This window comes from Streptomyces sp. NPDC036984 (genome assembly GCF_055607665.1).
Genome location: NZ_JBVJRL010000017.1, coordinates 172295 through 178294, shown reverse-complemented (window position 1 = coordinate 178294; position 6000 = coordinate 172295). Strand labels below are relative to the sequence as shown.

6 protein-coding genes are annotated in these 6000 nt (G+C 71.6%); 1 reads left to right on the top strand and 5 read right to left on the bottom strand.

Features of this window, described 5'->3' with window-relative positions; all coding sequences use genetic code 11:
- The first annotated feature begins 639 nt into the window (after positions 1-639).
- Positions 640-1665 carry a tryptophan--tRNA ligase gene (trpS, locus tag ACZ7DL_RS28135; RefSeq protein ID WP_470778225.1) on the top strand — a complete coding sequence of 342 codons (1026 nt, stop codon included), beginning with the start codon at positions 640-642 and terminating at the stop codon, positions 1663-1665.
- 55 nt (positions 1666-1720) lie between these two features.
- On the opposite strand, the gene proC is transcribed toward trpS, so the two are convergent.
- From proC to ACZ7DL_RS28110, 5 genes are all read right to left on the bottom strand, one after another.
- On the bottom strand, positions 1721-2533 hold the full coding sequence (gene proC / locus ACZ7DL_RS28130; protein WP_470778223.1) for a pyrroline-5-carboxylate reductase: 813 nt from the start codon (positions 2531-2533) through the stop codon (positions 1721-1723).
- Between the two features lie 105 nt (positions 2534-2638).
- Positions 2639-3451 carry an ABC transporter permease gene (locus ACZ7DL_RS28125; RefSeq protein WP_470778221.1) on the bottom strand — a complete coding sequence of 271 codons (813 nt, stop codon included), beginning with the start codon at positions 3449-3451 and terminating at the stop codon, positions 2639-2641.
- Complete coding sequence (locus ACZ7DL_RS28120; protein WP_470778219.1) at positions 3448-4275, bottom strand: ABC transporter ATP-binding protein; 828 nt, start codon at positions 4273-4275, stop codon at positions 3448-3450. Before ACZ7DL_RS28120 ends, ACZ7DL_RS28125 begins: the two co-directional genes overlap by 4 nt.
- A gap of 122 nt (positions 4276-4397) precedes the next feature.
- Positions 4398-5195, bottom strand: coding sequence for a class I SAM-dependent methyltransferase (locus ACZ7DL_RS28115; protein WP_470778217.1), 798 nt, complete (start codon positions 5193-5195; stop codon positions 4398-4400).
- A 171-nt stretch (positions 5196-5366) separates the two neighbouring features.
- Positions 5367-5909 carry an EamA/RhaT family transporter gene (locus tag ACZ7DL_RS28110; protein WP_470778216.1) on the bottom strand — a complete coding sequence of 181 codons (543 nt, stop codon included), beginning with the start codon at positions 5907-5909 and terminating at the stop codon, positions 5367-5369.
- Between the last annotated feature and the right edge of the window lie 91 nt (positions 5910-6000).

The window sequence follows — 6000 nt, the reverse complement described above, 5'->3', positions numbered from 1 at the left end:
CTTTGTACTCACCCTCTCGGGCTTTCCTCCGGGCGCTTCCCTTCGGTCTTGCGTTTCCGACTCTATCAGATCTTCTCTCGATCCGATTTCCTCGGGGCTTTCCAGGTTCCCGCTCTCGCGTTTCCCTTTCCGGCGGTTCCGACTCTATCAGATCCTTTCGGCGTCTGATCCCCGGTCAGCGGGGTTCGTCTTCCGGGCCGTTGGGCCGTTCCGACGAGTGAGACTTTAGCGGATTCCTGGCTCCCGAGCTAATCGGGGCCGGCGTCCTTTCGAACGCGGATTCCTCATTTCGAAAATACGCACACCAAAGCAGTCGACACCGAGGCGTCGATTGAGTGGGTGGTACTTGCGGAATGGCTGTCCGGGGACCGACCGGGGGTCGGCGCTCACGTCGGACAACTCGGAGAACCTTACGTATCGGCGTGGGGTGTGTCAACTCACCCCCCAGGAGCACCCCGGAGGCGTACTGTGGGGGACATGACGACGCGTACGTGTACCCAGCTCTGGTGGGCCGCCTGACGGCGGCCGGACTCACGTATGCACTCAACGGCCGCCGCTTCGGCGGCCGTTCTCGTATCTCCCTCCGGGACCCGGGGGCCGGCCGCAGGGGCGGTGGTCCCAACAGAAGGTGGAGTGGAGATGACTCGGGTCTTCAGCGGGATCAAGCCGACCGGGCACGCGACCCTGGGGAACTACCTGGGCGCCATGCGGCGCTGGGCCGAGGTGGACCAGTACCAGGCGGAGTCGCTGTTCTGCGTCGTCGATCTGCACGCGCTGACCGTGGAGCACGATCCGGCGCGGGTGCGCAGGCTCAGCCGGCAGGCAGCGACCCTGCTGTTGGCCACCGGGCTCGATCCTGAGGTGTGCACCCTCTTCGTACAGAGCCATGTCGACGAGCACACCCGGCTGTCGTATCTGCTGGAGTGTGTGGCGGCCGACGGTGAGATGCGGCGGATGATCCAGTACAAGGAGAAGGCCGCGCGCGAGCGGGACCGCGGTGGGAGCGTCCGGCTGTCGTTGCTGACGTATCCGGTGCTGATGGCGGCGGACATCCTGGCCTACGGCGCGGACGAGGTGCCGGTCGGGGACGACCAGGTCCAGCACGTGGAGCTGACGCGGGATCTGGCGGTGCGGTTCAACCAGCGGTACGGGCACACGTTCATGGTGCCGAAGGCGACGCGGCCGGGGGTGGCGGCGCGGGTGATGAACCTCCAGGACCCGACGGCCAAGATGGGGAAGTCGGACGACTCCGGGCCGGGGATCGTCTATCTGCTGGACGAGCCGGACGTGGTGCGGAAGAAGGTGCTGCGGGCCGTGACCGACAGCGGGCGGGACGTCGTCTACGACCGGGCGGAGCGGCCGGGCGTCGCGAATCTGCTGGAGATTCTCGCTGCGTGCACGGGTGGGAACCCTGAGTCACTGGCGGACGTTTACGACTCGTACGGCTCTTTGAAGAAGGACACCGCGGAGGCGGTGGTGGAGGTGCTGCGGCCGGTGCAGGCCAGGCACCGGGAGCTGTGTGCCGAGCCGGCCTATGTGGAGGGGGTGCTGCGGGATGGTGCGGAGAAGGCGCGGGCGTTGGCCAGGCCGACGGTCGATACGGCTTACCGGGCGATCGGGCTGCTGCCGCCCGTGGCGGAGCCTTCGCTGAGCGCTGCTCGTTAGCGGGGCCGACGTGCTGCGCGGGCGGCGGAGGGTCGCCGCCCGCGTGGGCGCCGGGTCAGTCCTTCTTGCCGGAGGCGAGTTCGCGGCTGCGGTCGCGGGCGGCTTCGAGGGCGGCGATGAGGGCGGCGCGTACGCCGTGGTTCTCCAGCTCGCGGATGGCGTTGATGGTGGTGCCCGCGGGGGAGGTGACGTTCTCCCGGAGCTTGACGGGATGTTCACCGCTGTCGCGGAGCATCACGGCGGCGCCGATCGCGGACTGGACGATGAGGTCGTGGGCCTTGTCGCGGGGCAGGCCGAGCAGGATGCCGGCGTCGGTCATGGCTTCGACCAGGTAGAAGAAGTACGCCGGGCCTGAGCCGGAGAGCGCGGTGCAGGCGTCCTGCTGGCTCTCGGGGACGCGGAGGGTCTTGCCGACGGCGCCGAAGATCTCCTCGGCGTGAGCGAGGTGCTCGGCGGTCGCGTGGCTGCCGGCGGAGATGACGGACATGGCCTCGTCGACGAGGGCGGGGGTGTTCGTCATGACGCGGACGACGGGGGTGCCGGTGGCGAGGCGCTCCTCGAAGAAGGAGGTGGGGATACCGGCGGCTCCGCTGATGACCAGGCGGTCGGCGGGGATGTGCGGGGCGAGCTCGTCCAGGAGGGCACCCATGTCCTGCGGCTTGACCGTGAGGATCAGGGTGTCGGCGGTCTTGGCGGCCTCGGGGTTCCCGACCGGGGTGACCCCGTAGCGGGCACGGAGTTCTTCGGCGCGTTCGGGGCGGCGGGCGGTGACCAGGAGGTCGGCCGGGGCCCAGCCGGCCCGGATCATTCCGCTGAGCAGGGCTTCGCCGATCTTGCCGGTGCCGAGGACTGCGACTTTCTGGCTCATGCGGCTCAGTTTCGCACCGGGGTGGGGGGTGCGGGGTGGTTGTCCGCTGGGCGGACGCCCTCTGCCGTCAGGGGGCTCCGCCCGGGAGAGGTGCCGCCTGGGGGCTCACGCTGTCCGGCGTCGCAGGGTCGCCGCTCCCAGCCCCAGCACCAGCAGCGCACAGCCCGCCACGATCGCGATGTCCCGCACGAACGTGGCCGTCATGTCCGGGTGGTTCAGCACCTCGTTCATGCCGTCGACGGCGTACGACATCGGCAAGGCGTCGGAGATGGCCTCCAGGACGGGGTGCATGTCGGAGCGGGGGGTGAAGAGGCCGCACAGGAGGAGCTGGGGAAAGATCACCGCGGGCATGAACTGGACCGCCTGGAATTCCGAGGCCGCGAAGGCCGAGACGAAGAGGCCGAGGGCCGTGCCGAGCAGGGCGTCGAGGAGGGCGACGAGGAGCAGCAGCCAGGGGGAGCCGGTCACGTCCAGGCCGAGGAGCCAGACCGCGAGTCCGGTGGCGAGGGCGGACTGGACGACGGCGAGGGTGCCGAAGGCGAGGGCGTAGCCGGCGATGACGTCGGCCTTGCCGAGGGGCATGGCGAGGAGGCGTTCGAGGGTGCCGGAGGTGCGCTCGCGGAGGGTGGCGATGGAGGTGACCAGGAACATCGTGATCAGCGGGAAGATGCCGAGCAGCGAGGCCCCGATGTTGTCGAAGGTGCGGGGGCTGGCGTCGAAGACGTAGCGCAGCAGGATCAGCATCAGGCACGGGACGAGGATCATCAGCGCGATGGTGCGCGGGTCGTGGCGGAGCTGGCGCAGGACCCGTGCGGCGGTGGCGGTGGTGCGGGCGGCGTTGAGCGCGCTGGGTGCCGCGGCGGGGGCCGCCGGGGTCGTGGTCGCCGGGTTCAGGGGGCGCATGGCGCTCGGGCTCATCGGGTGCTCTCTTCCGTGCGGCTCGCGGCGGCCGCCTCGTCGACGAGGTGCAGGAAGGCGGCCTCGACGGTGTCGGCGCCGGTGCGGGTGCGCAGGGCGTCCGGGGTGTCTCCCCCGGCCTCCGGCCGGGAGGTGCCCCCAGCGAGGATCTCGCCCTCGCGCATGAGGAGGAGGCGGTGGCAGCGCTCGGCCTCGTCCATGACGTGGGAGGAGACGAGGAGGGTGACGCCGCGGGTGGCGGCGAGATCGTGGAAGAGGTGCCACAGGTCGCGGCGGAGGACGGGGTCGAGGCCGACGGTGGGCTCGTCCAGGACGAGGAGTTCGGGGGCGCCGAGCAGGGCCACGGCGAGCGAGACCCGGTTGCGCTGGCCGCCGGAGAGCTTGCCGGCGAGGGCGTCGGCGTGGCTGGTGAGGTCGACGTCGGCGATGGCACGGGTGACGTGCTCGTGGCGGCGTTCGGCGGCGGCGCGGTGGGGGTCGAGGATCGCGGCGAAGTACTCGAGGTTCTGGCGGACGGTGAGGTCGTCGTAGACGGAGGGGGCCTGGGTGACGTAGCCGATCCGGCTGCGCAGGGTGGGGTGGCCGGCGGGGTGGCCGAGGACGTTCAGGGTGCCGGTGACCTTGGCCTGGGTGCCGACGATCGCGCGCATGAGGGTGGATTTGCCGCAGCCGGAGGGGCCGAGCAGGCCGGTGATCTGGCCGCGGGGGATGGTGAAGCGGAGGTGGTGCAGGACGGTGCGGGGGCCGCGGACGACGGTGAGGTCGTCGGCGTGTACGGCGGGGGTGGCCGGTTCGGGTGGCCGGCCCGGCTCGTAATTCATCATGCGATGAATAATCTGCCCGTGGAGTCCGGACCGTCAAGGGGCACGCATGCGGAAGCGGCGGCCGGCGTGGGCCGACCGCCGCCGAGGACGGGAGGGAAGGGGGAAGGAGGGAGCAGCCGAGGTCAGGGCTTGCGGGCGACGAGGAGGACGACGTCGTACGTCTCCTCGACGACGGCGTCCGGGAAGATGCGGAGCAGGTGGCCGCGCTCCGCCTCCAGGAAGGCCGTCCTGCGCTCCTCCGGGGTGACGAGAAAGGCCGAGTGACTGCCGACGTTGGCGAGATGGGTGTCCATCGGCACGCGGCGGCTCCAGCGAACCGTGCGGCGGGTGAAGTCCAGGCGCCCGCTGGGGTCGGCCCGGTCGGTGTGCTCGCCGGCCGTGCGCTTCTCGGCGGCGGTGTCCAGGCCGAGGAAGCGGCCCGTGCGGTCGGCGGCCTCGGCGATCCACTCGACGTCCAGCGCCTCGGTGTTCCACCACAGGGCCAGCGCACCGCCCGGCCGCAGCACGCGCAGCGCCTCCGGCACCGAGCGGGCCGGGTCGGTCCAGTGCCAGGCCTGCGCGTAGGTGACGAGGTCGGCGTGGGCGTCGGTGACGGGGAGGGCGTTGCCGTTGCCCCGGATCAGTGGGATGTGCGGCAGCGCGCGGCGGAACTCGGCGGCCATGCCCGCACCGGGTTCGACGGCGAGGACGTCGGCGCCACGGGCGTGCAGGAGGGCGGTGGCGATACCGGTGCCGGCGCCGACGTCCACGGCCCTGGCGCCGGACAGCGGGCGGCCGGCCAGTTCCTCGACGGTGTCGAGGAGGGCGGGCGGGTAGGAAGGACGGTTCGCCGCGTACTGGGCGGCGGCGGAGTTGAAGGACTCGGCTCGGGCGGCGTGGACGGCGTGCGGGTCGGCGTGCGACGACTGGGTGGCTGTCATGTAGGCATGGTGGGCTGGTCGCGGCGGAGGGGGACAGCGAATTCCCGCCTCGCGTGCCCCTCTTGTCACGGCGCCCTCACCACGGCACCTCTTACGACACCCGCACTTACGGCAGCCCTTCCGGCAGCCTCACCCACGGCACGCGTGGGCGCCGTACCCGCTGACGGCGTTCTACCGGCGGCGCTTCTTCTTCGACGGGTTGCCGGTGCGACGGGTGGTGCGGCGCTCGTATGCCTCGCGGGCCTCGTCGTACTCCGCGCGGCGCAGCTTCTCGCCCGGGGCCTCGGTGAGGGAGCGGAAGAAGTAGGCGAGGAGGGAGCCGACGAAGCCGATGGCGAGCAGGCCGCGCAGGGAGGCCTGGCGCTGCGGGTCGTGGCGCTTGCCGAAGCCCTCCCAGGTGTTGCGGAAGGCGAGCGCGCTGCACGTCGCGAACATGACGACGACGAGTACGGTCACGAAGGAGCCGGTGTCGGCGATCTGGATGCCCTCGTAGGCGAAGCGGAGCACCAGGCAGGAGACGGCGGCGGCGACGAGGGAGCCGACGGCGACGGCGGCGCGACGGGCCGCGTAGCCGTTGTCGTGGTGCACCCAGGACGTGCCGAAGAAGCGCAGGGGCTCGGGGCGGGGGCCGGCCCCCTGGGGCGCACCGGCCGCCCGGGGTGTGCCGCCGGTGGAGCCCGCCGAGGTGTCCGCGGTGCCGGTTTCGTCGCTCACGGGACGATTATGGCTCCGGACGCGGGCGGGCTCCCGGGCGGGGGCCGCCCAGCAGCCCTCCGCCCTCCGCCCTCCGGCCCGGGAGGCCGTC

Coding starts and splice junctions, on each gene's coding strand:
- ACZ7DL_RS28115 (WP_470778217.1), bottom strand. CDS start 5,195: ATGACAGCCACCCAGTCGTCGCACGCCGACCCGCACGCCGTCCACGCC.
- ACZ7DL_RS28120 (WP_470778219.1), bottom strand. CDS start 4,275: ATGATGAATTACGAGCCGGGCCGGCCACCCGAACCGGCCACCCCCGCC.
- trpS (WP_470778225.1), top strand. CDS start 640: ATGACTCGGGTCTTCAGCGGGATCAAGCCGACCGGGCACGCGACCCTG.
- ACZ7DL_RS28125 (WP_470778221.1), bottom strand. CDS start 3,451: ATGAGCCCGAGCGCCATGCGCCCCCTGAACCCGGCGACCACGACCCCG.
- proC (WP_470778223.1), bottom strand. CDS start 2,533: ATGAGCCAGAAAGTCGCAGTCCTCGGCACCGGCAAGATCGGCGAAGCC.